Origin of the sequence: Flagellimonas algicida, from assembly GCF_049629585.1 — a bacterium.
Lineage (GTDB): Bacteria > Bacteroidota > Bacteroidia > Flavobacteriales > Flavobacteriaceae > Flagellimonas.
In genome coordinates, this window is sequence record NZ_JBMYIX010000003.1 from 473281 (window position 1) to 499091 (window position 25811).

Annotated in this window: 20 protein-coding genes; 12 read left to right on the forward strand and 8 right to left on the reverse strand. The window is 43.5% G+C overall.

Going from position 1 to position 25811, the window contains the following annotated elements; translation table 11 throughout:
* Position 1: 1 nt before the first annotated feature.
* The 4 genes from ACPD8L_RS15940 to ACPD8L_RS15955 all read right to left on the reverse strand — a co-directional run bounded on the left by ACPD8L_RS15940 (position 2) and on the right by ACPD8L_RS15955 (position 7852).
* The gene (locus tag ACPD8L_RS15940) at positions 2-3643 is read right to left on the reverse strand and encodes a SusC/RagA family TonB-linked outer membrane protein (protein WP_421810957.1); all 3642 of its coding nucleotides are present in this window, start codon (positions 3641-3643) and stop codon (positions 2-4) included.
* A gap of 135 nt (positions 3644-3778) precedes the next feature.
* A complete protein-coding gene (locus tag ACPD8L_RS15945) occupies positions 3779-4927 on the reverse strand; it encodes a FecR family protein (protein ID WP_421810958.1) in 1149 nt (382 codons plus the stop codon).
* Positions 4928-5059: 132 nt separating this feature from the next.
* Entirely contained in the window at positions 5060-5641 is a 582-nt protein-coding gene (locus ACPD8L_RS15950; protein WP_421810959.1) for an RNA polymerase sigma-70 factor, read from the reverse strand.
* A gap of 273 nt (positions 5642-5914) precedes the next feature.
* On the reverse strand, positions 5915-7852 hold the full coding sequence (locus ACPD8L_RS15955; RefSeq protein WP_421810960.1) for a peptide-N-glycosidase F-related protein: 1938 nt from the start codon (positions 7850-7852) through the stop codon (positions 5915-5917).
* 264 nt (positions 7853-8116) lie between these two features.
* Here ACPD8L_RS15955 and ACPD8L_RS15960 point away from each other — a divergent pair, with 264 nt between their 5' ends.
* The 3 genes from ACPD8L_RS15960 to ACPD8L_RS15970 all read left to right on the forward strand — a co-directional run bounded on the left by ACPD8L_RS15960 (position 8117) and on the right by ACPD8L_RS15970 (position 14904).
* On the forward strand, positions 8117-9688 hold the full coding sequence (locus tag ACPD8L_RS15960; protein ID WP_421810961.1) for an arylsulfatase: 1572 nt from the start codon (positions 8117-8119) through the stop codon (positions 9686-9688).
* A gap of 482 nt (positions 9689-10170) precedes the next feature.
* On the forward strand, positions 10171-13440 hold the full coding sequence (locus tag ACPD8L_RS15965; RefSeq protein ID WP_421810962.1) for a SusC/RagA family TonB-linked outer membrane protein: 3270 nt from the start codon (positions 10171-10173) through the stop codon (positions 13438-13440).
* Between the two features lie 12 nt (positions 13441-13452).
* Entirely contained in the window at positions 13453-14904 is a 1452-nt protein-coding gene (locus tag ACPD8L_RS15970; RefSeq protein WP_423944536.1) for a SusD/RagB family nutrient-binding outer membrane lipoprotein, read from the forward strand.
* A gap of 84 nt (positions 14905-14988) precedes the next feature.
* Here the strand turns inward: ACPD8L_RS15970 and ACPD8L_RS15975 are convergent, their stop codons facing one another.
* Positions 14989-16026, reverse strand: a complete 1038-nt coding sequence (locus ACPD8L_RS15975; RefSeq protein ID WP_423944539.1) for a helix-turn-helix transcriptional regulator — start codon at positions 16024-16026, stop codon at positions 14989-14991.
* A 138-nt stretch (positions 16027-16164) separates the two neighbouring features.
* Between ACPD8L_RS15975 and ACPD8L_RS15980 the strand changes: the two genes are divergently transcribed.
* From ACPD8L_RS15980 to ACPD8L_RS16020, 9 genes are all read left to right on the forward strand, one after another.
* Positions 16165-17262: a DUF2911 domain-containing protein gene (locus ACPD8L_RS15980; RefSeq protein ID WP_423944542.1), complete on the forward strand. Its 1098-nt coding sequence runs from the start codon at positions 16165-16167 to the stop codon at positions 17260-17262.
* An 11-nt stretch (positions 17263-17273) separates the two neighbouring features.
* Positions 17274-17834: a hypothetical protein gene (locus tag ACPD8L_RS15985; protein ID WP_421810966.1), complete on the forward strand. Its 561-nt coding sequence runs from the start codon at positions 17274-17276 to the stop codon at positions 17832-17834.
* Positions 17835-17968: 134 nt separating this feature from the next.
* On the forward strand, positions 17969-18991 hold the full coding sequence (locus tag ACPD8L_RS15990) for a sensor histidine kinase (RefSeq protein ID WP_423944545.1): 1023 nt from the start codon (positions 17969-17971) through the stop codon (positions 18989-18991).
* Positions 18988-19743, forward strand: a complete 756-nt coding sequence (locus tag ACPD8L_RS15995) for a LytR/AlgR family response regulator transcription factor (protein WP_293302702.1) — start codon at positions 18988-18990, stop codon at positions 19741-19743. The genes ACPD8L_RS15990 and ACPD8L_RS15995 overlap by 4 nt, the downstream gene beginning before the upstream one ends.
* A gap of 128 nt (positions 19744-19871) precedes the next feature.
* The gene (locus tag ACPD8L_RS16000; RefSeq protein ID WP_116217675.1) at positions 19872-20318 is read left to right on the forward strand and encodes a YHS domain-containing (seleno)protein; all 447 of its coding nucleotides are present in this window, start codon (positions 19872-19874) and stop codon (positions 20316-20318) included.
* 107 nt (positions 20319-20425) lie between these two features.
* Positions 20426-21079: a LysE family transporter gene (locus ACPD8L_RS16005; RefSeq protein WP_116217411.1), complete on the forward strand. Its 654-nt coding sequence runs from the start codon at positions 20426-20428 to the stop codon at positions 21077-21079.
* 2 nt (positions 21080-21081) lie between these two features.
* The gene (locus ACPD8L_RS16010) at positions 21082-21567 is read left to right on the forward strand and encodes a DinB family protein (protein ID WP_423944549.1); all 486 of its coding nucleotides are present in this window, start codon (positions 21082-21084) and stop codon (positions 21565-21567) included.
* Positions 21555-22277 (forward strand): NRDE family protein, encoded by a 723-nt coding sequence (locus ACPD8L_RS16015; RefSeq protein ID WP_423944551.1) that lies wholly within the window; start codon positions 21555-21557, stop codon positions 22275-22277. Before ACPD8L_RS16010 ends, ACPD8L_RS16015 begins: the two co-directional genes overlap by 13 nt.
* Positions 22274-23317: an ATP-grasp domain-containing protein gene (locus ACPD8L_RS16020; protein WP_423944554.1), complete on the forward strand. Its 1044-nt coding sequence runs from the start codon at positions 22274-22276 to the stop codon at positions 23315-23317. Before ACPD8L_RS16015 ends, ACPD8L_RS16020 begins: the two co-directional genes overlap by 4 nt.
* Before the next feature lies 1 nt (position 23318).
* On the opposite strand, the gene ACPD8L_RS16025 is transcribed toward ACPD8L_RS16020, so the two are convergent.
* The 3 genes from ACPD8L_RS16025 to rpe are packed head-to-tail and all read right to left on the reverse strand — an operon-like array spanning position 23319 to position 25759.
* Positions 23319-24068, reverse strand: a complete 750-nt coding sequence (locus ACPD8L_RS16025) for a hypothetical protein (RefSeq protein ID WP_423944557.1) — start codon at positions 24066-24068, stop codon at positions 23319-23321.
* A 54-nt stretch (positions 24069-24122) separates the two neighbouring features.
* A complete protein-coding gene (locus ACPD8L_RS16030) occupies positions 24123-25100 on the reverse strand; it encodes a YpdA family putative bacillithiol disulfide reductase (RefSeq protein ID WP_423944559.1) in 978 nt (325 codons plus the stop codon).
* Positions 25100-25759, reverse strand: a complete 660-nt coding sequence (rpe, locus tag ACPD8L_RS16035) for a ribulose-phosphate 3-epimerase (RefSeq protein WP_293302684.1) — start codon at positions 25757-25759, stop codon at positions 25100-25102. The genes ACPD8L_RS16030 and rpe overlap by 1 nt, the downstream gene beginning before the upstream one ends.
* Positions 25760-25811: the final 52 nt, after the last annotated feature.

Consider the following 25811-nt stretch of genomic DNA (forward strand, 5'->3'; position numbering starts at 1 on the left):
ATTAAAGCTTAGCCTTTATTGACAATCCTATTGAACGTTGTGATGGCAGTGCCGTGGTTCCGTAGGAACCTTGTGCCCATCCTGTACCATTGGTAGATTCAGGAATGGTGTTCGGTGCCGCCTTATAGATATAGGCAACGTTGTTCGCAAAAACGGAAAGTACGATATCCCGCAAGCCTATCTTATCTGAAAGGTCTGGGAGCCTATAATCCAAAGCTACGTTCCGTAAGGCTATATAATCGCTTTTAAACAGCCTGTCTTCAGGGAAGAAACCGTTTGAAAAGTAAGAGGATCCATAATATTCTTCGGCAGATACCACTTGGGCGTTGGGTGTACCGTCAGCACGAACACCATTCAACAATACCCCATCGTTGTACGTTGCCCCATTGGGGTTGGTACCGCCAACTTTCTGACCTTCATCGTTCAAGTAATAAGGAATACCTCCGCTTGCTGCATCACGGTAGGCCAAACTTTCGTTAAGCACACCGGCAGCCATCATATAGGTTTCCGCTTCGTTGATGAACGTGGCCCCAAAGGAGTAATCCATGTTCACGACCAATCCGAAGTTTTTGTAGTTGAACCTTGTAAAAAGTCCTCCGGTTACATCCGGAAGCAATTTCCCAACTTTTTTGTTGCTTCGGGTCGAATAGGCATAACGCTGTCCGTTACTGTCCACAACAAGCTCCCCGTTGTTGGGGTCGCTGTCATCAGATGGGTTGATGTAGCGGTAGTTTCCGCTCTGCTGGACAATAAGTCCGTATTCGCCACCCACTTCGGCAACGGCATTCAAGCCGTTTCTGCTCCAAAGCGATAGAGAAGTAATATCACCGTCAAGTCTTTTTACCTTGGTCTTGCTCGATGCGAAGGTCATATCCACATCCCACTGAAAATCCTTGCCCGCAACAGGCTTGGTCCTCAGGGCAAGTTCCCATCCTTTGTTTTCCACATCACCGGCGTTGATTCGGATGTTGTCCACACCCAATCCTGGAGGTGCAGCCACCTTCATGATCTGATCATAGGTATTGGCGTGGTAATAAGAGAAATCAATCCCCAATCTCCTGCCTCGGAAGAAGTATCCTTCAAGACCTACTTCGTATTCACGCTTACGTTCCGGTTTTAAGTTGGGAACAAAGTTTTCGTCGATAGGAGGAAGGTCGTTAGGAGGAGTCAAAATAAATCCACCTCCAGAAGCAGATACGCCTAGGTTTACGTTACTGAAATACAAAGGACCTGGTCTACCCACATCGGCCCAAGAAGTTCTCACCTTTAAGAACTGAATGGCCTCAGGAAGCTCAAATGAATTGGAAGCGATCCAAGTGGCACTTGCTCCAGGATAGAAATAACTGTTGTTTCCAGGAGGCAAAATGGAAGACCAATCTTGACGGGCCTGGGCCTCTACGTAGATTTGATCGTCCCAATCCACTTGGAATGAACCCAAGAGACTATACAGGATATCTTCACCATTGTCATAGACATATTGTGGTTGTACTCCAGAAGGAAGGTTTGAGAAAGAGAAGAAGTTAGGGATTACAAAACCACCAATTTTCTCGGCTCCTTTGCTCTCAAAATAGTTGCTTCTGATAACACCACCCACAAATCCGTTGAAACCAAAGTCGTTCCAAGTGTAGTCGTAGTTAAAGGTGGCCTGTCCGTAGGTCTTTCTAATGATCCTATTGGTATCCCTGAACACAGATCCACTATTGGGACCTATCAAATCAGGGTCTTGCAGTTTCCCTTTGTATATGTTGCGTTCAGTGGTGTAATCCAATCCACCCAAAATAGAGGCGCTCAAATTATCGTTGAACGTCAGATCCAAAGTAAGGGATTGCAGACTGTGCAAACGGTTAAAGTCTGATACGTTCTGCGTCCAGTCCCAAAGGGTGCTTACCACGGATGATCTACCATTCGAAATGAAATTGCTTCGTCTTTCTGGGTTGGCGAAATAGTTAAAACCATTGTCTGTTACCAAATAGCTTCGCAATAGGTCAACGTCAATGTCACTGGAATAGGCCCCTAGACTGGACGTGGCCCCCTGGGCATCAAAGGATCCTTCATAGGATGCGTTGTAGTTGCTTGTGGTAAACAGGTTGCTGACATACTTCAATGAAATGTTATCATTGATTTCATAAGAAGTATTTAAACTGAAGGTGTTCTTGGTGTACTTTGCCCCAGGATAAATGGGGTTGTACCTCAAATTGGTATAGGAAAAACGAATAGATCCTTTTTCACCTCCGGAACTTAGCGAAACATTGGCCGTTTGTTGGGAGCCCGTGCGGAACAACTGGTCGTAAACAGACTTGTTGTTGGCAACCCAAGGCCTTCTGGAGCCATCCCACCAGTTCAATACCACGCTGGGGTCATATTTAGGACCAAAGGCAGAACCTGCCACATCCAACGTTCTTTCATTGTTTTCATCCAAGAAGTATCCTTGGTCATCGGTTTGGGAAGTACTGGCACTTCTACCTGTCCCGTATTGGTTTTGCAACTCGGGCATGAAAGCACTTTCTTCCATGGTAGTGGTAAAGGAAGCTGATATTCCCAATCCACGGTTTCTTGAACCACTCTTGGTGGTGATCAAGATTACCCCGTTGGCTCCTTCACTACCGTACAGTACGGATGCTTTTGCACCTTTAAGGATTTCAAAGGATTGGATATCATCAGGGTTAATGTCGTTGATACCCGTACCATTGTCCCTTCCTGTCCTTGCGTTGGCCGTAATGTTGGTGTTCTCATCGTGAATTGGAATACCATCCACTACGATCAAGGGGCGGGTGGTTGAGTTCTCATCGAAGGATACCGCATTACGAATGTTGATTTTCATACCTCCTGAAGGGCCTGTGGCTGTTGAGGCCACGGTAACCCCTGAAGCGGTTCCGTATAGGGATTGTAGGGCATTCACAGGAGTACCACTGGCCAGAATCCGTTCTTCACCAACTTTGGCCACGGAGTAACCCAAGGCCTTGGCATCTTTTCGGATACCTAGTGCGGTAACAACAACCTCATCCAGTTCGCCAACATCTTCCTGTAGGGTAGTATTGACGGTGGATTGGCCACCCACTGGGATTTCCACGGAAACAAACCCTAAATAAGAGAATACCAATACTGCCGAATCATTGGATACGGCAATGCTGTAGTTTCCATCAAAATCGGTGGAAGTTCCGTTGCCCGTTCCTTTTTCTACGACATTTACCCCGGGCAAGGGTTGTCCGTCTGCATCTACAACGGTTCCAGATACCGATCTTTGAACCGCTGTTGTGGTTTTGACTTCCACAGCTGGGCGCTCCCTATCCCTTTTCAAGACAATCTGCTTGTCCAAAATGGAATAGATGACACCGCTATTGCGGAAAATCCTATCAAGGATGGTCTCAACCTTTTCATTTCTTACTCTGATTGAAACAATCCGTCCCAATTTCACTTCTTGGGTGTCGGCCAAGAATTTAAACTCAGTGTTACGCTCAATCTCGTCGAGCACTTTTTCTACACTGACTTGCTTTAGATTTAGCGATATTTTCGTTGTTTGGGAGTATGAACTAGCTTGGATCTTGAACAACGAAACTATCAGCAAAACTGTAGTGAGTTTCATTTTGAGGTCAAATTTCGGGATGTACCGTGCGGACACACCCGAATTAGTTGTTTTTTTCATACTTTTAAAAACGTTATTGTGGTTTTACTTTAGTTTGATCACTTTTTACTGATCGGAGGATGTTCGCCCATTCTCCGATTTTGTGATTTTTGGAATTGTTAGTTTGTTAGTTTTCGCTCATGTATTTTCTTGTTTTTAGTTAATAATTATCTGATTATCAATTATTGAGTAATCTATTGAGTAGTTTTCTTTAAAAGCTTTCATGACCTGTTCTATGGTCTCTATATCAAAAGAGGCGTTGTAAAACTTTTCATCCAGGGCCTGATTGTTGTTGATGATGGTAACGTTATAGCGTCGTTCCAGTTTTTTACGAATGTTTTTGAAAGGAATGTTCTTGAAAATTATCCTTCCGTTGATCCATGAGGTATAGATGTCTGTTTCCACTTCCTCTATGGTCATTTCCTGAGAATTCTTGTCCCATGATGCTTTTTGGTTGGGAACAATAACCATGGAACCATCCAAATCTGAACGGTTCTTGTTTGTCAATTGCACCGAACCTTCCACCAAAACGGTTGAGATGTCATCGTCCTCGGGATAGGAGGAAACATTGAATTTTGTGCCCAGTACCTCAACCTGTACGTTATTGGCGGTCACCAAGAAAGGATGGTGCTCATCTCTGGTAACATCAAAGAAAGCTTCTCCCCAGATTTCAACCTCCCTGTTATGGCCCTCAATGAATTGAATGGGATATTTAATGGTGCTCCCGGCATTGAGTTTTATGGATGTGCCATCGGAAAGAACCAAATCGAACCGTTTGCCCAATGGAACGGTCAATTCATTGTAAACCAATTCCTTCTGCTCTTTTTTCTCCTGGGCATAGGTAATGGTGTTCCCGGTTTGCACTCCTACCACGTTTCCTTGCGAATCCGTAATGTTTTTACGGTCATTTTCTGAAATCACATCGGTACTCCCGTTATCCAACTTCAACACTATACTGTTTTCCGGTTGAAGTAGGGGCAGGTCCGCTTTCTTGTGGTCATCAATTTCAAAGAACAGATACGCTGAGCCAAGTAAAATGGTGATACCAGCGGCATACTTTAAAAACTTTTGGGAAGAGAACCGCTTGGGAAGTCTATTCTTTGACTTTTCGTTGCCCATATTTTGGAGTATTCCATCCAAAATATCTTTTTTAAGGGCTTCTGAATTTCCCAATGCCAAAGGCCATTGATCATCTTGTTCAGTCTGGAAGCTATCCAGATAGTTCAATAACATTTGCTCTTCTTCAGGAGTGGTGTTCCCATCCTGATATCTCTCCAAAAGGGATAAAAAATTCTTTTTGTCCATTGTTGCAATGTGGATCCAATTAGGGTCCTTCAGTTATATAGTGTTGGTAAATGCAAACATCCCCTAGTCCAAGAAGGTATTTTTTTTATTTTTTTTCGTTTATGTGGTAAACAAAGGGTATGTGGTGGAGAATTATCCGTGAAATAGGAACAATATGGGCAAAAGATAGGTGCCTACCGAACCGCGCAATACTTTAAGTGCCTTGGTAATATGGTTTTCAACAGTCTTTGTGGAAATATCCAAAAATTGGGAAATTTCAGCATGACTAAGCTGTTCCTCCCGGCTAAGGGTGTATACTTCCCTACACTTTTGTGGTAAGCTTTCCACGGTGGCACTTATTCGTTGTACCAGTTCTTGATAGAGATACTCGGACTCTGGGGAATTATGGTGCAATCGTTGGTCCAAATTTTCAAAAAGGTGGGAACCAAGGTTTTTTTCCTTTTTACGTATTTGGGCAAATATTTGGTAGCGGGCACTGGAAAAAAGATAACTCTTGAAAGTAGAGGTAACATGGAGTTTTTCCCTTCTTTTCCATAGGTCCATGAACAGGTCTTGTACAATATCCTTACACAGTTCTTTGTCCCTGAGTACGTTGTATGTATAGAGATAAACTGGGTTCCAATATCTGTTGTACAGTTCGGTCAGGGCGTTTTCATCGTTGTTTCGCAAACGATTCAACAAAACTTCATCTGTATGTGCAAATAGTCCTGCCATGGGGTTTTTGGCACTGTTTTATAAAAAATATTTTATGGTACAATAGCCATGACTAAAAGTAAATAAAATTTAAAGCAGAATTTGCTTTTTTTTAACAGATGATGATATTTTTTTTGCTCTATTATCTTTTTTTTGTCATTTTTTGAATAAAACTATGTGTTTTTTGCGCTTTTAACCTCTTTGAGCGCCATAGGTTTTGTAAAAGTTCTGTTAATTCCCAAGGAGATGTATTTTTAGCTCTCAAGCCAAGGAGCAGCCATGGCTTATTTTCCGCTATTGCTGTCGCGTTTGTTTGGATATACGCTGTTTTAATTTGGATTCACCGTTCAGAAACAGCTCTATTACATAACGACCATCTTCGTACTGGGTCATATCAACATCAAAAGTGGTGTCCCGTATTTGGGTGAAGGGAATCTTCTCTTGTATATCGCCATCTTTTAAAATATGGATTTCCCCGTCCATGGGTTTCTCCAGTTGCACAAACAATTGTGTTTGGTCCTGTATTCTTCTGGGATGAAGTTTCAATAAGCTCTGCTCAACGGAATCATCCAGTTTGGGATCGTTCTTTACCGTAAAATCAAATTGTTCCCCGATTCCACAATCACTTTCAAAACGATGCAGCACCCTTCCGTTCATGTCCGATATCTGCAAATAACCAAACCCTTGTTGTGGCATAAACCAAAATTCCAATCCGTTGTGGCCGGAATCTTCCAAGTTCATCCGATATCGTCCCGATCCAAGATCAATGGTATCTTTATAAATGGTGTCCTTCTTGACCGTATCGGGATCTTTTTCAAAAACTACTCTATTGGCCTCATCCACAATGCGAATTATGTTTTCCTCTGGAGTGTTGTTGGATTTATAGGATATCACCATTTGCTTGGGCATTTCTTTGGGAGAAATGAATTTGGATTCCATCTGGTTGTCTGCCTGCCAGGCATCGGTTTGACCGTTTGGGCTTTTCAGCTTCACATAAAATGTGTTTTCCCCGAAGTTGAAATCAATGGTACCGGGAAGTACAATGATTGCCTCCTCATAAAATTTTAGTGAACCGGTCCATTCAAAAGACTTCTTTTCAAAGCCTTTTGTGCCATATTCAATGGTCAATGCGGTCAGGGTCTCACTGCCCAAGTTTTTAACGACGATTTTTGGTTCAACAATCGAGGGATTAAAACGATTCAATTCTGGAGCGCTATTGGGCACCAGTATTTGGTCCACGGACACATCAAATTTTTTGTTGGGCTTTCCATATTGAAAGAGTACCGCACTGATACTTTCATTGGCCTGGATATTTTCGGTGGCCGTATAGGGTTCCATCTCAAAATCTATGGTATGGGAAGTATTGGTTACCGGAAAATCAATGATGTCCGGAGCCTGAAGGTCCCCTGGGCACCAATAGGCGCGATCAAAGATCCAAGTTCCCCCTTGCGGGTATAAATTGTTATCCGCACATTCTTTCCACATGTCCCTTTGATCAATACTGTTCCCATCTACCAAAACTTCACGCCATCTGCTGCAAAACTCGCTGCAGCCTTTGGGACGATCATAGCCATGGCCCGTATGTAATATTCGTAACCTGCTGAATGCTGCTCCTTCCTCCATAGCTATCTTTTGGGGAGTAAGCGACTCTTCAATGGGGTTTTCAGGATCACCATATTTAAAGTTGCCGTCGTATACTTCGCTGTAGGTAATCGGTTGGGCTACGGGGTCTCCCAATTCCATATCAAAACTAACGGTAAGGTCCCAACCCACAGTAGTGGCTTCATAGCCTGTGTGGTTGTATTCGATTTCAACACTGTCCCTTAGAATATTTGCGAAGTCGGTCACATCAATACGCCAATGCCAGCGCCAATCCTTTTTGAAATTACTGCCATAGGGAGTCAGCATTTTGCCAATTTCCAAGTCCAGTGTATCCCCTTTGACTCCGCCGACCCGTTTTATTCGGATGGGGTCCAGATAATCCCAATGGGCTATGTTGATGGAGTCTGGGTGCCCTAATGCCACTTCCATAAAGATGCGCCTTACCGACTCCTCTTTGCTGGGAAAAACTCCCCAGGCAGGAAACGGATTGTTTCCCTTATTGGGGTTACAGACAATAGTGGTGTGATCATGGGTGACAACCCTATGTATTTTTCTTTCTTCAGGGGTATTTTTACATCCGGCCAATAAGATTGAAGTCAACAGTAGGGAAAAGAAGAGGTTGGATTTCATGTACTCGTTTTTTGAAAATTGTAAGTGGTTATGGCGCGTAAAAATATATTTTTTGAAAAGATTTGACCCAAATTCAGAAAAAAAACGGGTGTTTGGGTAAGTTGGTGTTTGCTTACATAAGGTTTTCACTTTTGAGGGGAATAATAGAGAAAATGCACATTGGGCTAGGTTTTGAGTGCAATAAATACCCTCTTGGAAAGGAGAAAGTTTTGGGGTGGTTCCGAATAGTTTCTATTTTAGGGGGCAATAGCCATAGATGATATTATGAAACCAACATTCCAAACCACAAAGTTTTTATACGCATGTACTGTATTCCTGCTGATGCTTTCCTGTAAGCAGGAGCCAAAACCGTCCCAATCTGATCAAAAGCCCAATATCATATACATCTTGGCAGATGACCTTGGATATGGGGAATTAGGGGCCTATGGCCAAGAAAAAATTGAAACCCCCAATATAGATGCCTTGGCCAAGGACGGGATGCGCTTTACCCAGCATTATACCGGGGCCCCTGTCTGCGCTCCGGCCCGTTACATGTTGCTCACGGGCAGGCATGCCGGACATGCTTTTATCCGAGGAAATGATGAATGGCGTGAACGGGGCAAAGTATGGGATTATAAGGAAGCCATTAAGGATTCCACTCTTGAAGGACAACGACCTGTACCGGATTCCACCCTGTTTTTTTCAAAATTATTGCAACAAAAGGGATACACTACCGGTCTTGTTGGAAAGTGGGGCTTGGGGGCACCCCATACCCATTCCGTACCCAACCATATGGGATTCGATTATTTCTTTGGCTACAACTGCCAAAGGCAGGCCCATACCTATTATCCCGTCCATTTGTATGAAAACAAGAATAGGGTATACCTAAACAATGATACCATTGCCCCCAACACCAAACTGGCGGAAGGTGCGGACCCTCACGATCCAGAAAGCTACAAGAATTATAATCTGAATGATTATGCTCCAGAGTTGATGTATGAAAAAATGATGGGCTTCATTCAAGAGAACAAGGAGAAACCTTTCTTCTTTTACTGGGCGTCACCTATTCCCCATAATCCTATCCAGGCACCTCAACGATGGGTGGACCATTACAAGCAAAAATTTGGGGAAGAAGAACCTTATCTGGGACAAAAGGGATATTTCCCTCATCAAAATCCGAAAGCGGGCTACGCGGCCATGATCTCCTATTTGGATGAGAACGTGGGAAAATTGGTGGCGTATTTAAAAGCGGAAGGGCTTTACGAAAATACCCTGATCATTTTTTCCTCGGACAATGGCGTTACCTTCACGGGAGGGACCGATGGAGCCTATTTTAACAGTTCAGGTCCATTTGGTGAGGCGTATGGTCAAGGCAAAGGGTTTGTTTACGAAGGTGGTATACGGGTTCCCATGATCGCCTCATGGCCTGCAAAAATCAAGGCAGGCACTACATCCAATCATATTTCGGCCCATTATGATGTCATGGCTACTTTGGCCGATGTTGTGGGGTACGAAGCTCCTAAAGACACCGATGGGATTAGCTTTTTGCCCACTTTGCTCGGAACCGAGGTGCAGCAACAGCACGATTTCTTGTTCTGGGAATTTCCTGAGTATGGTGGACAAGTGGCCATCAGAATGGGAAAATGGAAAGTGGTGCGTCAACATTTAAAAGACAAGGAAACTCCCACTTTGGAGCTGTATGATTTGGAACAAGATCCAGCTGAGAGCAACAATGTCGCAAAAGACCACCCCGAAATTCTCCAGAAAGCGGCGCAAATATTCGATCAAGAGCATACCAATGCAGAAACGGAACGGTTTAGGATTCCCTTGATTGAAAATGGCCTTTTGGCTGATTAACAATAGATCAATCTGCTCAAACAAAAAAGCCTCCCATTGGGAGGCTGGCTAATTCAAAAAATCATAAAATGAGAACAAAGCTCATGTTTATGTGGGGCTAAAATAGTCCCAACCATACTTCATTTTTTTTATTTGATATGAAACCCCAAGATTCTGATACATACATCTTGGCCCTAAGATGCTTTCCAAAATTTTAAAGAATCGTACCGCCGTAAACTAGCTATGTGCCGTGGGTTTTTAGTACTTCAGGTTGGGGCGTATCACTATTGTTTATGTCTTAAGATTCAAACTTTTCAAGCTTAATATCAAACTTTTCAGGTTTTATATCAAAGCCCAATGGGATGTCATTGAATTGGGTTGTTTTACGCGTCAGCTTGGTAGGAAGTAGGAAATGGGAGTCCCATCCCTGTTCTGGGATAACTCCTTTCCGTGCTTTGCCAGCTACAGTAACTCAAATAATTCTAACATTAAAACCTAACTAAATGAAATTCAAAAATTGCGGCTACGCATTAGTGCTGTTCATGGCATTTTGTCCATTTATTTACGGACAGACCAAAACCATTTCGGGTACTGTGACAGACCAAAATGCAACTCCATTACCGGGAGTGTCCATTGTGCTGATGGGGACTACCACGGGTACCCAGAGCGACTTTGATGGAAACTATACCATTCAGGCAAGTGAAGGGCAACAATTACAGTTCAGTTACATTGGATTTGCAACGGTTACCATGAGGGTTGGTGGTGCCAATGAGATCAATGTGATCTTGGAAGAGTCCAATCAAGCATTGGAAGAAGTGGTGGTGACTGCCTTGGGGATTTCCCGGGAGAAAAAGTCGTTGGGATATGCCACAACGGAACTCGACGGGGAACAGGTCAATGTCCCGGGACAGAACAATGTCATTAATTCCCTTTCTGGTAAAGCGGCGGGGGTGAACATTACAAGGAACAACAACTTGGGAGGGTCCAGTAATGTGGTCATTAGGGGGATTACCTCCATCAACGGGGACAATCAGGCTCTTTTTGTTGTGGATGGTGTTCCCATAAACAATGAACCGGGGAACTTGGATGTAACCTTCGGAAACGGAAACAATGATGTGGCCCGGGGAAGGGGTGGATATGATTATGGAAATCCGGTTTCTGACTTGGACCCTTCCGTGATACAATCCGTGAATATTTTGAAAGGTGCAGCGGCAACTGCCCTGTATGGTTCTCGAGCCGCGAATGGTGCCATCATCATTACCACCAAAAAAGGGGAAGGAAACAATAAACTGGGGATTACCATTAACTCTGGAATCACGGTAGGACATTACGATAAGAGTACCTTTATCAGATATCAAAAAGAATACGGACAAAGTTATTTTGGGGATTTAACCACTGCTTCGGGGAGTTTTACCAATGGTTTCAGGACCACTTTGGACCTTGATGGGGACGGTTCCATAGATCTATTGCCCAGATATAATGATGATGCGTCCTTCGGTCCACGGTTTGATCCAAATATCAATGTGTTCCATTGGAATGCATTGGTGGAAGAATTACCAACGTATTTGCAGAAAGCCCCATGGGTGGCAGCCAAGAACGACCCTTCAACTTTTTTTAAGACTTCGTATAGCTATAACAATTCCATTTCATTTGCGGGGAGTGATGAAAAAATGGATTACAGGGCAACCTATTCCAATAGCATCCAAAGGGGCATTATCCCCAACAGTGAGATTGTACGGAACAACATGAGTATCAACTTGGGATATAATTTGTCCGACAAACTACGGGTCTCAACCAGTGCCAACTATACCAATACAAGAGGTAAAGGAAGAAATGGAACGGGGTATGATGGGGCCAATGCCAGAAACCTGATGACTAGTTTTAGGCAATGGTGGGCCGTGAACGTGGATATGGAAGACTTGCGCAGGGCCTATGAATCTACTGGTAGAAATATTACCTGGAACTGGAAAACCCCAGATGCGCAACAACCCGAATATTGGGACAATCCCTATTGGACCGTGAACAACAATATCGCCGAAGATCAACGGAATCGTTTTTTTGGGAACATCGCCCTCAATTACGCCATGACCGATTGGTTGTCTGCCAATGTGCGGGCATCTGTGGATCATTTTAGTGAACTGAGGGAGCAAAGAATTGCCTCCGGTAGTGTGGGGGTTCCCAGCTTTTCAACATTCAACAGAAGGTTCAGTGAGTATAACTATGATGCGACCCTAAATTTCAACAAGACCTTTTGGGAAGATTTAAGCGTAACGGCCTTGGCCGGTCTCAACATTAGAAGAACGTCTACGGAGACTATCTATGCCGAAACCAATGGTGGGCTCATAGTCCCTGGAATCTATGCGTTGTCCAATTCACTTAGTCCCATCAACCCGCCATCAGAGGATTTTAGCAAGATTGGTGTGGATGGGGTTTTTGGGTCCATATCATTGGGGTACAAAAACTTCCTGTATTTGGATTTGACCGGTAGACAGGATAAGGCCTCGACCTTGCCCTTGGAAAACAACAGTTTCTTTTATCCGTCGGTTTCCACATCCTTTGTTTTTTCTAGTTTGATGGACGCGGATTGGCTGAATTTTGGAAAGTTGCGCTTGAACTACGCCGAAGTAGGGAACTTTGGAACGGCCCAAAGTTTGGTGAGCCCTGTACTGTTGAATGGACAGGGATCGTTTTCGGGTGCCAACTTGGCCTCGATAAGTTCCACCTTGAGAAACCCAAAGCTAAAACCGGAAAGCACCAAAAGTTACGAGATTGGCTTGGAATCTTCTTTTTTTCGGAGCCGTTTAGGGTTTGATATTGCCGCCTACAAAACCAACTCCATCGACCAGATTATCGATGTGGCCGTATCCACGGCAACCGGGTACAGTAGAAAATATGTGAATTCTGGAGAGATCGAGAACAAGGGATTGGAAGTCTCCCTCTTTGGAACTCCGATTAAAACTTCGGATTTCGAATGGAATGTAAGGGCCAACTGGTCCAAAAACCAGAGTGAGGTATTGTCCTTGTTCGATGGAGTCGACAATTTTGAGGTGCAATCCTATCAGTCTGGTGTTACTTTCAATGCCACGGTGGGCAGACCATATGGGACATTGAGAGGTTCAAATTTTGTGTATTTGGATGGCAAGCCTGTGGTTGACCAAGATACGGGAGCGTATTTGCATTCAGATACCAACGAGGAAATTGGGGACACCAACCCCGATTGGATAGGGGGACTGTACAATGGATTCAGATATAAAAACGTCTCTTTCAATTTCCTCATTGATGTGAGAAAAGGCGGCGATGTCTACTCTTTGGATACCTACTACGGTTTTGGAAGTGGCCTCTATCCTGAGACCGTGGGCACAAATGCTTTAGGCAATCCCATTAGAAATCACTTGGAAGACGGTGGAGGATATGTATTCCCGGGAGTGGCCCCGGATGGCTCTTCCAATACGGTATTGGCAGACGTAAGTGATGCGGTTTATTCGGGAGGTTTGTTTGGCGACCTGCCCCAAGCCTACCACGTGGAAGATGGTTCCTACGTGAAATTAAGGGAAGTGGCACTGACGTACAATGTGCCCTCCAAGCTTACAGATAAATTGGGAGTGGAAGGATTGTCCTTCTCATTTACGGGATCCAACCTGTGGATCATCCATAAAAATTTGAAATACAGTGATCCAGAGGCCGGGTTCAGTGCCGGAAATGCCCAAGGAGTACAAATAGGGGCCTACCCAACCACCAAAAATTATGGTTTGAACATTAAAATGGAATTTTAAGACAATATCACAATGAAGAAATATATAATTACAGGCCTGATAGGATTTGCAATTTTGGCATCTTGTACCAAGGATGAAAAATTGTCCGACCTCAACAATGATCCCAAGAACCCAACAGCCAATGTTCCGGATGAGCTTTTCTTTTCCAATGCCCAGCGGGAGTTGGTGGATGCAAATTCATCCATCAACATCAATTTAAATATTTTTAGGTTCCTGACGCAGTATGTGTCATCACCAATCTATACCCAGCAAAGTCAATACAATTTTCAGAGCAGGACCATTCCAGGGGTATATTGGAGGACTTTGTACAGGGATGTACTCACGGATTTTAAGGCGGCCAAGGAAGAGTTGAACAATTCTACTTCCTATGTCACTTCTTCAGAACTGAAGATCAGGGACAATAGGTTGGCGATTTTGGGACTGTTGGAAGTCTACACCATAGGGCAATTGGTAGACACTTTTGGAAACATACCCTATAGCCAAGCATTGGATGGGGAAAATCTGACCCCGGCCTATGATGATGCCCTCGAGGTCTATAAAGACCTGTTGAGCCGAATAGATAATGCCATTTCCAGTCTTGATACAGGTTTTGAAAGCTTTGGGACCGCAGATCTAATGTATTCCGGCGATGTTGACAAGTGGCTGCGGTTTGGAAATTCCCTTAAGCTCAAGTTGGCCATGACCCTTGCCGATGTTGAGCCTGCCCTCTCAAAAAGTCTAGTGGAAGAAGCGGCACCAAACGTGTTCCAGTCCAATGCAGATAATGGGGTTATGACCTATTATGCAAGCCCTCCCGCCAATAATCCGTTATGGGATGATCTGGTACAGAGCGGTAGGAGTGACTATTTCATGGCCAATACCTTTGTGGATGCCCTTAATGGGCTCAATGACCCAAGAAGGGATATATTTTTCTCCAATCCCATTGATGGGGAATATGTGGGAGGTGAGTATGGTGCAGGGGGTGATTTTGATACCACTTCGCATTTTGGGGAGGCTTTTATACAGCCAGACCTTCCCGGGAACCTATTGGATTATGCAGAAGTGTCATTCCTGTTGGCCGATGCCTCTGCAAGGGGGTATAGTGTAGGTGGTACCCCTGAGGAGTTTTATAACGAAGCCATTCATGCCTCCTTTGAGTACTGGGGGTTGACTTCTGAAGAGGCCAATACGTATTTGTCCAATCCAGAAGTAGCCTATGACACAGCTGCGGGGGATTTCAAACAAAAAATAGGGACCCAGATGTGGATAGCACTTTTTAACAGGGGCCAGGAAAGCTGGTTGCAATGGCGCAGATTTGATTATCCCATCTTAAATGCGGCACCGCAGTTGACCTTGGATGATATCCCAGTACGACTTACCTATCCCATAGATGAACAAAACAGGAACAATGCCAATAGGGAGGCAGCTGCTAGCGCCATTGGAGGTGACCAATTGACCACCAAATTGTTTTGGGATATAGATTAGTCATTTGGTTGACATTTTTTTGATTCGATTGATGAAAAGGGAGCAATCTGTTTTGGATTGTTCCCTTTGTTCCCAAAAGCAAGACTATTTTTTTGAATAGGCCAGATTTGGGTTGGAAAGCGCCTCTGCTTGTACCTTGGGCGGGTTTTTTTGAAACTCCGTAGGATTCATTCCCGTGAATTTTTTAAAGGCAGTGTAAAATGTAGAAGGGGTATTAAAACCCGCTTCATAGGCGAGGGTTTCAATTTTTACATTTTTGCCCTTCCCGTTGGACAAGGAAGTGGCCACCTGTTGTATCCTACAATAATTGATGAGTTCAGGAAAGGTCATCCCATATTCCTGTTTGATGATTCTGGAAATCAGATAAGCAGGGCGATTTAATTTTTTTGCAAACTTATCCAAGGTAAGTGAAGGTTCCTGATAGATTTTTTGGGTGTTGAGCTCTGATTTGATGTGATGGATCAGGGAAGAATCAAAAGAAATACTTTTCCGTTTTGAAGGAAAGAGCACGGGATTGTTCAGGAGAAAGACCAAAAGCACAAAGACCATGATCGCGGCAACTACGGCTCCCATGGCATAATTGAACATGGTATCGGTATAAAATTGAAAAAGAAAGATGCCCCCAAAACATCCCACGGTCAGTATTAAGAGAGAATTCCATTTATGGAAAACGGCTTTGGTTTCACCATACTGACGAAACTTTAGCCAAGCGGCCAATACATAGATGAAAAGTCCGTAAGTGGTATAGAGATAGTAGATGTTGGCCACTGGGTTCTTGGCTAGGGCAATATGGACTGTGCCTATCAGTGCCGGTAAAAAATGAAGCAGGTCTTTGGAGGCCAGCTTTGGAGCATCGGCATCAAAATACTTAAAGTATAACCAAAGAAGGGGACCAATACTGGAAAGGCCCAAATATCCAATGGCCACGGCGAGATTGGGAATCTCTCCCGAAAAAAACAAAATGGATTTTACAATCCGGAGGGAAAGGGCCATAAAGAGAAAACCCAAAAACTTTAGTTTAAAACGCTGTTCGTTTCGCACAAAAAGGAGATAAAAGGAAATCAAGAAGCCCAAGGCTATGGCAATACCTGAAAAGAAGGCCAAAAAAAGAAAATCTTTCATAAAAAACATCTTCGGAATTCGAAAATCAGGAGTGAAAAAGCCCAAAATCGAACTAAGCTTGCACAATATAAGCCATTCAATGGGTTAATGGCAAGCCAATTAATGTTAACGATTATAAAGTTGAAAATGAGAAACATAATGATAAGACTTTTTGTATGTGCCCTGTTACTAAGTGCACCTTTGGGGGCGTTTGCCCAATTCCACACCTTAAAAATACCACAGACCAGTAACCGGGTCACCGAAACGCAGCAATTGGCCGTGACGGATATTACTATAAGCTACAGCAGTCCATCCGTAAATGGTAGGGATGTGTGGAACAATCCCAATATTATACCCCAAAAAGAGCAACCCATTGCTTGGCGTGCAGGGGCCAATATGAACACTACGATCAGTTTTAGTACGGATGTACTCATTGAGGGACAGTCCCTTAAAGCGGGAACCTATGGGTATCATATTGTTCCGGATGGGAATGATTTTGAACTTCTATTTGCCCATAACCATAACCAATGGGGAAGCTACTATCTGGATAGGGAAAATGATGTTACCCTAGCGGTTAATGTCAATGGGGAGGCCTGCGAATTTTCTGAAAAGTTGGATTATGAGTTTTTGGATTGGACGCCAAATTCGGTGACCATCGGATTGGAGTGGGCGGACAAACGTGTTCCATTTAAAGTGTCCGTGGATTTGGAAACCACCGTGGTAGAAAGTTTTAGAAGCGAGCTCCGGGGAATCAATACGTATCATTGGCAGGCTTGGAACGATGCTGCAAGATGGTGCTTGGACCACAATACAAATCTGGACGAAGCCTTGCAGTGGGCCAATAGGTCCATTAATGGAGGATTTAATGGCTTTGCGGCAGACAATAACCTGACCAATATGTCCACCAAAGCATTGCTTTTGGAGCAATTGGGTAGATCGGATGAGGTGTCTGCCGTATTGGATGAGGTTTCTGGAATGGTGGACAATGCTATGGAAGCCAATAGTACCTCCATGCTGATGTTGCGGTTGGATCAACCAAAAAAGGCATTGGATTTTGTCACTTCCAAGATCAAGGAATATCCAGAGGCTTGGTTTCTGAAAATCAATAAAGGGGTAAGCCACTATTTTTTGAACGATCCCAAGCGTGCCATAAAGGAATTGGAATCGGTTTTACCTGAAACTCCACAGCAATTTCAGCCAAGGGTACAAGAAATTATAGATGAGGTGCAATCGGGTACATATCGACTACCCTTCTAGATAATCAATCCATGAAAAAGAAATCTATTCTGGTTGTGTTGAAAAACCAGCTACTTGTTTTGGCCACGGTTCTGATGGCATGGACCAACACAACCTGCGCACAAGCTGCATTGGATAAGAAGTATGGGGAAAAGGTAAAAACCTTGGATAGTACCATAGCCACATTGTACTCCGTAATTTCTGGTGAAAAAGGAGAGGAACGGGACTGGGAACTGTTTCGGTACCTCTATTATCCAGGGGCACAAATGGCTGCCAGTGGAAAGAACCCAGAGGGACAAGTGGGCGCGCGCTACCTCACCCCGGGAGAATATATTTCAAATTCGGGGGATTGGTTGTTGACGAATGGGTTTTTTGAAGATGAAATCCATAGGACTACGGAACAATTTGGGCCTATTGCCCATGTGTTTAGCACGTACGAAACATTTCATGGCAGAACGGAAGCTGAACCGTTCATGAGGGGAATCAACAGCATCCAGTTATTGTATACCGGTGAACGTTGGTGGGTCATGAACATTTTTTGGGCCCAAGAAACCGAGGAAAACCCTATCCCAAAAGAGTACTTGCCCAATTGATATGAAATAGGGTAAGTATGATACAAAACATGAAAACCTTGCAATGAACCTCCATGATTTAAGTTAGCAACACCATCTTGTTCAAGGGCACAACACATCATAAAGAGCTAAATTGGGTTTCATTTTTTCCCAAAATGAACCGGACCAAGTGGATTATTGCATTATGGAGTCTTTTAGGGGTATTGACCCTCATTCAACTTACCGTGATGAGGGTGCTTTACCCCGAAAGTATTACGGTGACCGAAGTTTTTGTCTTTCCGCTGGGAAGCTTTGTCATAGGAATTTTGTTGCTTTTTGTGTACTTGATTCCATTGTTTGATTATTGTGCCAAGTTCAAGGTAAGAAAGCGGCTTGTTTTATTGGCCTTGTTCGGGGTGGTGTATGTTCTATGGTATGTTTTATTGGTGGTCTGTGTTTATGCCCTTTTCATAGCAAGGTCATTTGAGGATTTTAGAGACGCCTTCACGGGATTCATATTGTCTAACTTTAATCATACCCTGAAGAATTACCTTTTTCAGATAGCGATTATCTATGCCTATGAGTTCGTACATAATTTGCGGGAAGAAATTACCCATAAAAAGGATCTTGAAATAAAGTTGGGGATATCCAAGCTACAACTTTTAAGGAGCCAATTGCAGCCCCATTTTCTTTTCAATTCGCTCAACAGTGTGGTTTCCATTATAGACGAGAACAAGGTAAAGGCACAGGAAATGCTCATCAACCTAAGTGATTTTCTAAGAATTACCCTGAATTCGGATTTTAAAAAGTTGGTCACTTTGGAGGAGGAACTGGAAAACGTTGGAAAGTATTTGTCCATAGAAAAAATAAGGTTCGAAGATCAGTTGGAGTACACAATACACATGGATGATGGGGGCTCAAAACTATTGGTCCCCAGCTTTATTCTTCAGCCCATAGTGGAGAATGCGATCAAGCATGGATTTCAGGGGAAATCCGGAAAACTCACTATTCTATTGGAAATCAACTCAAAAGATAGGATGATAATCGTAAAAAACAATGGTCAGGAGCTAACGAATGTTATTGAAAGTCATGGACTGGCCAATGTCAGAAAACGATTGGAACTCTATAACCCCAATGGTGTATCCTTTAGATTGTACCAAGAGGATGGATGGGTCATCAACGAAATACCGATACGATGAAAAAGCTTTCAGTGGCAGTAGTGGACGATGAAGGCCCGGCATTGCGCAGGGTCGTTAAAATGGTTAACGAACATCCCCTGTTGGAATTGATGGGGACTGCCATGACCGCCGGGGATGCCATCCGTATTATTTCCGAAACCAAACCTGACTTGTTGTTGTTGGATATTCAACTTAAGGACGCCACTGCATTTGACGTTCTTGAAAATTTGGGAGAGGATACATTCAAAGGTAAAATCATATTCATAACGGCCTACGACCACTATGCCATAAAAGCATTTGAGCTTAGGGCTTTGGATTATCTGATGAAACCGTTTAAATCCGATCGTTTCCATGAGGCCATTGAAAGAGTGGTGGGCAATGACAAAGCTGAGTTCCATAAGGTGAAGGATGTCATGCAGGGGTTGAAATGGTCTAGCACAGAACTCGTCGTGGTCCCTGAAGGCATAAAAAATTATTTTCTCAACAGAAATTCCATTCAATACATTTATGCAGAAGGGTACTATGCCAATTTTGTCATGGACCGGGATAAAAAACTTTTGCGGATATCTTTAAAGAAGTTGGAAAGCCTGTTGCCCCAAACTTTCATTAGGGTCAATAAATCGGCCATTGTAAACTACCATCGCATCAGTGAATTGGTGAATAATAAAAGCACCATAAAATTGATCATGGAGGATGGCAATGAGTTTCAGGTCTCAGATGCCTTTTCCCACGGATTTAAAAAAATGATGCACGAACTGCTCCATACCTATTAGCAAGTAGGTTTTTAGCGCTATTTTTCTTTTTTCTGAAAGGAAGTCCCTTTTCTGTGGACTAAGAAGAACAAATGGGTTGGTCTTTACACAAGGGAACCAACATTTTTGTAACCTTCAACACAATCAACATGAAAAAAATAGCAGTGGTACTGTTCCTTATGATAGGAACTTTTCTTCAGGCACAGTCTGTGGATTACAACGTTAAAAAAGGGTATGCCGCCAATGGATATGACGTGGTGGCTTATTTTGATGGTAAGGCCAAAGAGGGACTCAAGAAATTCTCCACGGAATACGATGGTGTAAAATTCAAGTTCCAGAACCAGGAAAATTTGGACAAGTTCAAGGCAATGCCCAATAATTATCTTCCCCAATACGGAGGATATTGTGCCTATGCCGTGGCCGTATCCGGAAAGAAAGTGAATGTTGACCCCAAAACCTTTGAAATCCGGGACAATAAACTATATCTGTTCTATAATTCCGGAAATACGAACACCCTGAAACTTTGGCAGAAGGAATCCCCGGACCAATTAAAAACCAAAGCGGATAAAAACTGGGAAAAAATAAAGAAGCGGTAACTTTTTGGATATAAGGTAGTCTAAACTGGATAGGTAATTTGTTTTTACTGGGTCTAGAATAGTACTTTAGGGTATTGTTTTTTATAGCCCATGGCCCATTTTTCTGCATGATACATTATTTAAAAGTTGCTTTTTCCGGTCTTCTCATCAGTTTTTTGGGCGCTTTGCCCTTGGGAACACTGAATCTGACAGCCTTTGAAATAGCTGCTTCCCAAGGCTTGCTCTCGGCCTTATGGTTTTGTATTGCCGTTGTACTTGTGGAGCTCGTGGTGGTCCGATTGACCTTGTTCGGGAATGAAAAGTTGCAATTGAACGGAAAAGTCATGGATTACCTTCTTCCACTGGGAATTTTATTGCTGATGTATCTCTCCATATCCCATTTTATGGATTCAACAAAGATAGCCGAAGTGGACTCCAAAATTGGGTTATTGCCCAGGTTCAAGTCCACTTTTGTCCTCGGGTTTTTACTCAGTGCCTTGAATCCCTTGCAAATTCCCTTTTGGATGACCTGGAACAAGGTATTGGAAAACAAGGGTATTTTGGAAACCAACAGAAGGGATTATACTTTCTATATATTGGGAATAGGTATCGGTACCTTGATCGGACTGGGTGCTTTTGTACTGGCAGGGAAGTATATTTTCACCAATTACAACGAATACAGCAAGGTGACCAATCTTCTTATGGGATTGCTGTACCTTGGATTTTCTTTCTATCTTATGTACCTATTCATCAAAAAACGATTTAATTATAAAACACAATGAGTATGTTCAAATCTTCTGTGGACACCATTGAGCAGTTCAAGCAAATCCTCCAGCAAATCCCCGAGGAATGCTACTCCAAATTATGCACTGTTCTTTCCAACTCAACCATTGGTCAGCATACCAGACATATTATTGAACTTTATTTATGTCTGCTGAAGGGATATGATCAGGCCGATGTTTCCTATGACCGTAGGGAACGAAATCAACGGATTGAATTAGAGCTGTCCTATGCCCTGACACAGTTGGAATTTATTCAAGCCCACTTGGAACGTCCCAATAAACCCATCAAGGTCACTTATGAATTATGTGGGGCAGAAACCTGTTTGGATTCCAATTATTTTAGGGAGGTTATGTACAATTTGGAACATACCATCCATCATCATGCGCTCATTAAGGTGGGCATACAGCATTTTACCCAAATGGAGCTACCGGAATCGTTCGGTGTGGCTCCTTCCACTATACAACATAAACAGGCATGTGCACAGTAAGCTTCATTTCCAAGAAGGGAAAATATTTTATGACCTCCAACCGGGATGAGCATGTGTCGCGCCCCTTGGCTTTTGAGCCGAGAGAGGAGACGATAGGTTCGGTCAAGGTGTTGTTTCCCAAAGACCCCAAGGCTGGGGGCACCTGGTTTGCCCTCAATGAACTGGGCCATGTGGGCGTTTTGTTGAATGGTGCCTTTGTCCGGCATCAGTCCCAAGGACCCTATGCCAAGAGCAGGGGGTTGATAGTATTGGATGTCATGGCTTCCATGGAACCCGAACTACAGTTGCAAAAAATGGATTTACACCAGATAGAACCCTTTACCTTGGTGTTGCTCAATGGAACTCTATTGGAGTTTCGCTGGGATGGCAGTCAAAAGTATTTTAGGCCATTGGACACGTCCAAAAACCATATTTGGTCTTCGGCGACCCTGTACAGTGATGAGGTGATTGCCCGAAGGGCCAAAATGTTCGATGATTTTTTAAAGAAGCAAGATCACATTGAAGCCTCCGATGTGGTAGATTTCCATTCCAACAATCATGAGGATTTTGAAAACGGTTTTATCATTGATCGTGAAACCGGACTTAAAACCTTCAGCGTTACCCAAGCTGTGATTGATCAAGAAGGGATGTTACTGCGACATTTTGATCTTATTGAGGGCAAAACCTTTGAAATGCCCTTTTCAACTACATCCATTGTACCTGTAAAATGAGCAGCTTAAAACTGAAATGGCACAAACTTACCCATTGGGAGTACTGGCCACTCTGGGCCATTTACTATCCATTGTTTCCGGTTTGGCTGTATTATTCCATCAAGGCACGTTCCTTTTTCTTTTTCAATGCCGCAAACCCGGCCATGAAGAACGGAGGTATGGCCATGGAATCCAAAATGGAGATCTACAAGATGATTCCCCAACAGTGTATCCCCAAAACCGTGTTCATTGGTGAAAATGAATCTTCCAAATCGGCTTTGGAAAAGATTTTGGCAGCAGATATTGGTTTTCCTTTCATTGCCAAACCAGATATTGGGATGAAGGCCTTTGGGGTGGATAAAATTCACAATAAGGACGAATTTAAAAACTATCTTAAACGTACCCCGTCGCATTTTTTGGTGCAGGAACTCATTCCCTATACCAAGGAAGTGGGCATTTTTTACGTGCGTATCCCGGGAGCTGAAAAGGGTAGGGTCACGGGCATTGTGTCCAAAGAGTTTCTTTCCGTCATTGGAAATGGAACCCATACGATTGAAGAGCTGATCAAAAAGGAATATCGTAGCCATTTACAGTTAAAGGCTTTGGAAAAGAAGTTCGGAGAAACGTTAAAGACAGTGCTAAAGGAAGGTGAGGAATTTATTCTGGTGCCTTATGGAAGCCATACTCGGGGCGCAAAATTTGTGGACATTACCCATAAACTGAATGATGATTTGGAAAGTGTGATTGATGGAATATGCTCCCAGATGAAAGAGTTTCACTATGGTCGGTTGGATGTGCTGTACCACTCTTTTGAGGAACTTTGCCAAGGGAAAAACTTTAGTGTGATCGAAATCAATGGGGCAGGGGGAGAGGCCACACACATCTACGATCCCAAGCATTCCCTGTTTTTCGCATGGCGCGAAATCACCAAACATTGGGGCTATATGAACCAAGTGAGTATCCTCAACCATAAAAAAGGACATTCCTATTTAAGCTTCAAGGATGGTAGGGCCATGCTCAAGGCCCATGAGGCTTTGGAGTCAAAATTAAAGGTGATATAATTTAAGACTTATAGGCCTTTACGGCTTCCCTGAAAAAATTCAATACCATAGCTTCGGTCATATCGGAAGCGGGCAAAATGCCACCTTTGAATCCGTTGTTTTTCCATTTGCCTTGGGAAAGCGGCTTAAAGGCCCACGTTCGTAATTGGGTATTGCCACGGTAACCACTGATGTAAAAGTAGAAGTCGTTTACCATCTCATCCGGAATGGCTAGACCCAATCCAACAGATTTTCCAGAGCCGTTGTGCAAGTGTGCAAAAGCACCCGTATCAAAATGATGGGGCCATACACGCACTTCAGATTCCAATTTTTCATCCTTCAAGAAATTGGTAAGTACATTTTGGGCCAAACTTCGCAAGCGAATGAGTTCTTGGACTTCACTGCTATCGGAAAGTTCAAATACCTGGTCATTTGCCATGGTATAGGGCAAGCTGTAATGAAGGTCGAACCGATACGGTTTCATAAGACCTGACATTTTTGCCATTTTGGAAATCCATTCCACTACTTCACCATGGGTCTTTCCCTTTAGGGAAAGCGAATGGACGGTGTCGGATTTCCAGTCAAGGGAAAAGGTGCTGTAATTCAATCCCAATTGTATGCCCGATTCATCCAAGGGCCAAGTGAGCAAGCTTTGGTCGGTTATGGAAAAACCTAAATTCGTATGGCTGTCATCCTTCATGTGAGGCAAGAAACTTTTGCCGGCCATGGCAAGATACTGTGCTGCTAAATGGAACTGTTCGATGGTTTTCATGGGTACCCGAGTGTGTTCCCTGAAAATACAAAATTTTGGACGTTTTAGGATGCCTTATCTTCCAAGGCCATTTTTTTGCTTGATGGCCTTCATGATGATGGGGGCATGGATACGGGAATTTTCAATAAACCATTTGTGGGTTTCCATACCACCACAGATCACACCGGCCAAAAACAACCCGGGTACATTGGTCTCCATGGTTTCTGGGTCGTAGGTAGGTAGCCTTTTGCCATCTTCGGAAAGTTGGATACCCAGTTTTTCCAAAAAATCAAAATTGGGCATGTATCCGGTCAGGGCCAGCACAAAATCATTGGCCAAGGTAACTTCGCCTTGGGGGGTGTTTACAACAATTTCACTTTCCGTGATTTCTTTAACCGTGGCGTTATAATAGGCTTTTATGCTGCCTTCCTCAATGCGATTGACGATATCGGGACGGACCCAATATTTTACCCGTTGCCCCACTTCGGGACCACGAATGATCAAGGTAACTTCGGCCCCTTTACGCCAGCATTCCAAGGCGGCATCAATGGCGGAATTGCTGGCTCCCACCACGGCCAATTTTTGACTGGCATAAAAATGGGGATCCTTGTAATAGTGGGAAACTTTGGGTAAATCCTCTCCCGGAACATGGATTTTGTTGGGCAGGTCGTAAAAACCAGTGGCCACAATAACATACTTGGCCTTGTAGGTATCCTTATCCGTTTTTATGTTGAAGGAAGCTGTCTTTTGCTCCACATCCAATACTTTTTCAAAAAGATGGATATTGAGTTGGTTGGAGGTCACAATTCTTCGGTAGTACTCCAAGGCTTCATTGCGTTTGGGCTTGGCTTCTTTGCTGATGAAAGGGATGTCGTCTATTTCCAGTTTCTCCGATGAGGAAAAAAACTGCATGTTTATTGGATAGTTGAACAGGGAATTTACAATGGGCCCTTTTTCAATGATCACATAGGTGAGTCCTTGCTTTTTGGCCTCAAGCCCACAGGCTATGCCAATGGGGCCGCCTCCAATAATGACAACATCAAAATCCTGCATTATGCAATTTTTTCTTTCAATCCCTTGATGGTTTGGGTGGGATTATCACTTTTAAAGACAAAGCTGCCCGCCACCAAAATGTCCGCTCCAGCATCCACCAGTTTTTTGGCATTGGCATCGTTCACACCCCCATCAATCTCGATAAGGGCATTGGATTTTTTTCGTTCAATGAGTGCCTTCAGGTCTTTTACCTTCTGATAGGTATTCTCGATAAAGCTCTGCCCACCAAAACCGGGGTTCACGCTCATCACAATCACAATGTCGATATCTTGGATGATATCCTCCAGTAAACTTACGGGTGTATGCGGATTTAAGGCCACACCAGCTTTCATACCCTCGGATTTTATAGCCTGAAGGGTTCTGTGCAGATGGGGACAAGCCTCGTAGTGTACGGTCAAATGATGCACACCCAGTTTCGCAAAGGTTTTGATATAGCGATCGGGGTCAACGATCATCAGGTGTACATCCAATGGTTTTTGGGCATGTTTGGCCATGGCCTGTACCACGGGCATTCCAAATGAAATATTGGGAACGAACACACCGTCCATGATATCCAAGTGAAACCAATCGGCATCACTTTGGTTCACCATTTCAATATCACGTTGTAGATTGGCAAAATCCGATGCCAATAGAGAGGGAGCAACTAATTTTTTCTGCATTTGATCGTTAAAAGCTGATACAAAAATAAGCAAATGATCTGGCTTTATGGGA

What these genes read in the sequence shown, in the direction of transcription:
- ACPD8L_RS15940 (WP_421810957.1), bottom strand. Translation starts at nt 3,643, where the DNA reads ATGAAAAAAACAACTAATTCGGGTGTGTCCGCACGGTACATCCCGAAA.
- ACPD8L_RS16000 (WP_116217675.1), top strand. Translation starts at nt 19,872, where the DNA reads ATGAAAAAAATAGCAGTGGTACTGTTCCTTATGATAGGAACTTTTCTT.
- ACPD8L_RS15975 (WP_423944539.1), bottom strand. Translation starts at nt 16,026, where the DNA reads ATGAAAGATTTTCTTTTTTTGGCCTTCTTTTCAGGTATTGCCATAGCC.
- ACPD8L_RS15990 (WP_423944545.1), top strand. Translation starts at nt 17,969, where the DNA reads ATGAACCGGACCAAGTGGATTATTGCATTATGGAGTCTTTTAGGGGTA.
- ACPD8L_RS16010 (WP_423944549.1), top strand. Translation starts at nt 21,082, where the DNA reads ATGTTCAAATCTTCTGTGGACACCATTGAGCAGTTCAAGCAAATCCTC.
- ACPD8L_RS15955 (WP_421810960.1), bottom strand. Translation starts at nt 7,852, where the DNA reads ATGAAATCCAACCTCTTCTTTTCCCTACTGTTGACTTCAATCTTATTG.
- ACPD8L_RS16030 (WP_423944559.1), bottom strand. Translation starts at nt 25,100, where the DNA reads ATGCAGGATTTTGATGTTGTCATTATTGGAGGCGGCCCCATTGGCATA.
- ACPD8L_RS15965 (WP_421810962.1), top strand. Translation starts at nt 10,171, where the DNA reads ATGAAATTCAAAAATTGCGGCTACGCATTAGTGCTGTTCATGGCATTT.
- ACPD8L_RS15970 (WP_423944536.1), top strand. Translation starts at nt 13,453, where the DNA reads ATGAAGAAATATATAATTACAGGCCTGATAGGATTTGCAATTTTGGCA.
- ACPD8L_RS15985 (WP_421810966.1), top strand. Translation starts at nt 17,274, where the DNA reads ATGAAAAAGAAATCTATTCTGGTTGTGTTGAAAAACCAGCTACTTGTT.
- ACPD8L_RS15960 (WP_421810961.1), top strand. Translation starts at nt 8,117, where the DNA reads ATGAAACCAACATTCCAAACCACAAAGTTTTTATACGCATGTACTGTA.
- ACPD8L_RS15980 (WP_423944542.1), top strand. Translation starts at nt 16,165, where the DNA reads ATGATAAGACTTTTTGTATGTGCCCTGTTACTAAGTGCACCTTTGGGG.
- ACPD8L_RS15995 (WP_293302702.1), top strand. Translation starts at nt 18,988, where the DNA reads ATGAAAAAGCTTTCAGTGGCAGTAGTGGACGATGAAGGCCCGGCATTG.
- ACPD8L_RS16020 (WP_423944554.1), top strand. Translation starts at nt 22,274, where the DNA reads ATGAGCAGCTTAAAACTGAAATGGCACAAACTTACCCATTGGGAGTAC.
- rpe (WP_293302684.1), bottom strand. Translation starts at nt 25,759, where the DNA reads ATGCAGAAAAAATTAGTTGCTCCCTCTCTATTGGCATCGGATTTTGCC.
- ACPD8L_RS16005 (WP_116217411.1), top strand. Translation starts at nt 20,426, where the DNA reads ATGATACATTATTTAAAAGTTGCTTTTTCCGGTCTTCTCATCAGTTTT.
- ACPD8L_RS15945 (WP_421810958.1), bottom strand. Translation starts at nt 4,927, where the DNA reads ATGGACAAAAAGAATTTTTTATCCCTTTTGGAGAGATATCAGGATGGG.
- ACPD8L_RS16025 (WP_423944557.1), bottom strand. Translation starts at nt 24,068, where the DNA reads ATGAAAACCATCGAACAGTTCCATTTAGCAGCACAGTATCTTGCCATG.
- ACPD8L_RS16015 (WP_423944551.1), top strand. Translation starts at nt 21,555, where the DNA reads ATGTGCACAGTAAGCTTCATTTCCAAGAAGGGAAAATATTTTATGACC.
- ACPD8L_RS15950 (WP_421810959.1), bottom strand. Translation starts at nt 5,641, where the DNA reads ATGGCAGGACTATTTGCACATACAGATGAAGTTTTGTTGAATCGTTTG.